The 2,286-nt window shown below is 74.2% G+C and carries 4 protein-coding genes; all 4 read right to left on the bottom strand.

Annotation, left to right across the window (positions count from 1 at the left end; translation table 11 throughout):
- Positions 1 to 108 precede the first annotated feature (108 nt).
- Positions 109 to 441, bottom strand: a complete 333-nt coding sequence (locus tag LCE31_RS20230; protein ID WP_225016117.1) for a hypothetical protein — start codon at positions 439 to 441, stop codon at positions 109 to 111.
- The gene (locus LCE31_RS20225) at positions 434 to 913 is read right to left on the bottom strand and encodes a hypothetical protein (RefSeq protein WP_225016115.1); all 480 of its coding nucleotides are present in this window, start codon (positions 911 to 913) and stop codon (positions 434 to 436) included. The genes LCE31_RS20230 and LCE31_RS20225 overlap by 8 nt, the downstream gene beginning before the upstream one ends.
- On the bottom strand, positions 913 to 1,191 hold the full coding sequence (locus LCE31_RS20220) for a hypothetical protein (protein ID WP_225016113.1): 279 nt from the start codon (positions 1,189 to 1,191) through the stop codon (positions 913 to 915). Before LCE31_RS20220 ends, LCE31_RS20225 begins: the two co-directional genes overlap by 1 nt.
- Before the next feature lie 8 nt (positions 1,192 to 1,199).
- A partial coding sequence (locus LCE31_RS20215; protein WP_225016111.1) for a peptidoglycan-binding protein occupies positions 1,200 to 2,286 on the bottom strand: 1,087 nt, incomplete at its 5' end.

Raw genomic sequence — 2,286 nt, 5'->3', positions numbered from 1 at the left:
GCGGCGGTGGGGGTGCGCCGTGGGGGGGGGGCGGCGGGGGGGGGGGGGCCCCCGGGGCCCCCCCCGGCGCCCCCGGGGCGGGGGGGGGGGGGGGGGGGGGGGCGGGGGTCACTGGTCGATGAGGTGTCGGTCGCCGGGGTCGGGCTCGGGGACGGGGACGTGTGCGGACCGCAGAGCAGCCTTCAGGGTACGTACGTACCGGGTCAGCGCGCCGACCTGAGCGGTCGTCTGCGTCTGCTCGGTCTCCAGATCGCGGAGCCGCTGCTGTTGCTGGGCCACCACGGCGGCGATGCCCGCGACGGTCGTGAGCTGCTCGGCGTCGGGCTCGCCCTCGGGGCGTTCGGGGCGGTCTCGGGGGCGGCCGACGAGCGCGGTGAGGAACGCGAACAGGCCGCCCAACACGATGCTGGCGGCGCCGTAGAGGGTGGTGCTGTCATCCATCGGCGTCGCCGTCCTCTCTCACAGACGCGGCGACGGCGCGCCGCAGGGTGGCCACCTCCCGCCGCATCATGACCAGTCTGCGTGTGGCGGTCGCCAGCACGACCGCGAGTCCGGGGCTCACGAGCCAGGTGAGTCCGGAGGTGATGCCCTGCGGCAGGGTGCCGATCGCGCGGGCGCTGGTGTAGGCGGCTGCCCAGATCACCGGCATCGCGGTGGCCGCGGCCCACCCCCACCAGTCCCGGCGCGACGGCAGAACCGCGGCGATGCAGGATGCGGCCCCGGCCACGAGCCAGGCCCAGCCCCAGACGGGAATGGGAGCGATGCGGGTGAGCGCGGCGACTCCGCGGACGACGCCGAAGCGCGGGTCGGCGAGCAGGCCGAGGCCGTAGTTGATCCAGCCGATGCCGCAGATCAGGAGGGCGGCGCCGCGGTAGCCCAGGCAGCGGCCGATCCGGCCGCACCGGTGGGGCATCAGCCTGCGGCCGGGCCGTCCGGGGCCGGGGCGACCGCCGAGGCCGGGGCGGGAGCGGTCTTCGTGGGCAGGGCGGACGCGGTCGGTGAGGTGCCGAGGCTGCCCGCGAGGGCGCCCTTGACGACGGTGAGGGCCGCGGGGAGCGCGGCGACCGCGGCAACGCGCAGGCTGCCGAGGGAGAGCAGGTGCGTGCTGTCGGCGAGGAGGAGACCGGCGCCGACTTCGAGGTAGGTGGCGACGGTCCGCTCGACCAGGTCGAGGAGGAAGGCGCGGTTCATGATCGATCTCACTTCAGCTTGAGGACCTGACCGGCCTTGATCAGGTTCGGGTTCGACAGGTGGTTGAGGGCGGCGAGCTTCGCGACGGTCGTGCCGTGCTTGGCCGCGATCGCGGAGAGGGTGTCCCCGGACTTCACCGTGTACGTGGACGATGCCGCGGCGGGGATGTTGTGGCCCTTGCCGTGCACGAGGTAGTCCCACGTGGTCGGGCCCGGGATGCCGTCCGCGTCCGAACCTGTCCAGCCCTGCGCCTGCTGGAACGCCTTCGTCGCGGCGCCGTCGGCGTCGGCCGTCCACTTCGGGCCGGGCCCGACCTTGTAGAAGCGGGAGCCGCCGCGCGCGACGAGCATCTTCCCCAGCTCGGTCACGGACGCGTTGTTCGCGCCGGGCCCGAACTTGCCCGCGCCCGGGAAGGAGCTGGCAGACGTCGAACCGCCGGCCGATCCGCCCGGGGCCGCGCCGGATTTGCCCGGGGTCCACTGACCGAAGTCGGTCTGCATCGCGGTGTTGAGGTCGCAGCTGACGCCGCCGATGGTGGTCTGTGCGCCCTGTCGGATGTGCGCGCGGGCGTCCCACTGGCCACCCGACCAGGCCGCTGTCTGCCACGCCCAGGTCGCCTTCTTCGCGTCGAGGGCCCGCTTGACGGGGTAGTAGCCGCCGTAGATCCCGACCCGCGCGCGGCCGAGCACGGAGGCGGCGCCGTCGAGGTAGGCGTTGATGGCGGTCTGCTGGCCGGGGGCGGCGTCGAAGTCGACGGCGAAGTAGATGGGCCGGTCGGACGGCATGCCGCATGCTGCGGCGAGGCCGGCCGCCGTCTTCGCGTCGGCGGCGCCGCCGGTCTTGCCGGACAGGGCCCGCTTTATGGTGGTCTCCCACACGACGACGGACGCCACGCCGTGCGCCGCCAGGTCGTCCGCCTCGGCCTTCGTGAGGTTCTTGCTGTGGTCGGTGCTGAGGTAGCGGCAGGCGAACTTCTTGCCGGCGGTCTTCAGTGTGGCGCCGCCGGGGTGGGTCCAGGCGTAGTCGACGCCGGGGATGTTCATAGGTGTCTCCAGGAGATGGGGCGGGTCCCGGCCGGTTGGCGCGGGGCGGGGG

The organism is Streptomyces sp. 8L, from assembly GCF_020176795.1.
GTDB lineage: Bacteria > Actinomycetota > Actinomycetes > Streptomycetales > Streptomycetaceae > Streptomyces.
This window is presented reverse-complemented; position numbering and strand designations above follow the sequence as displayed.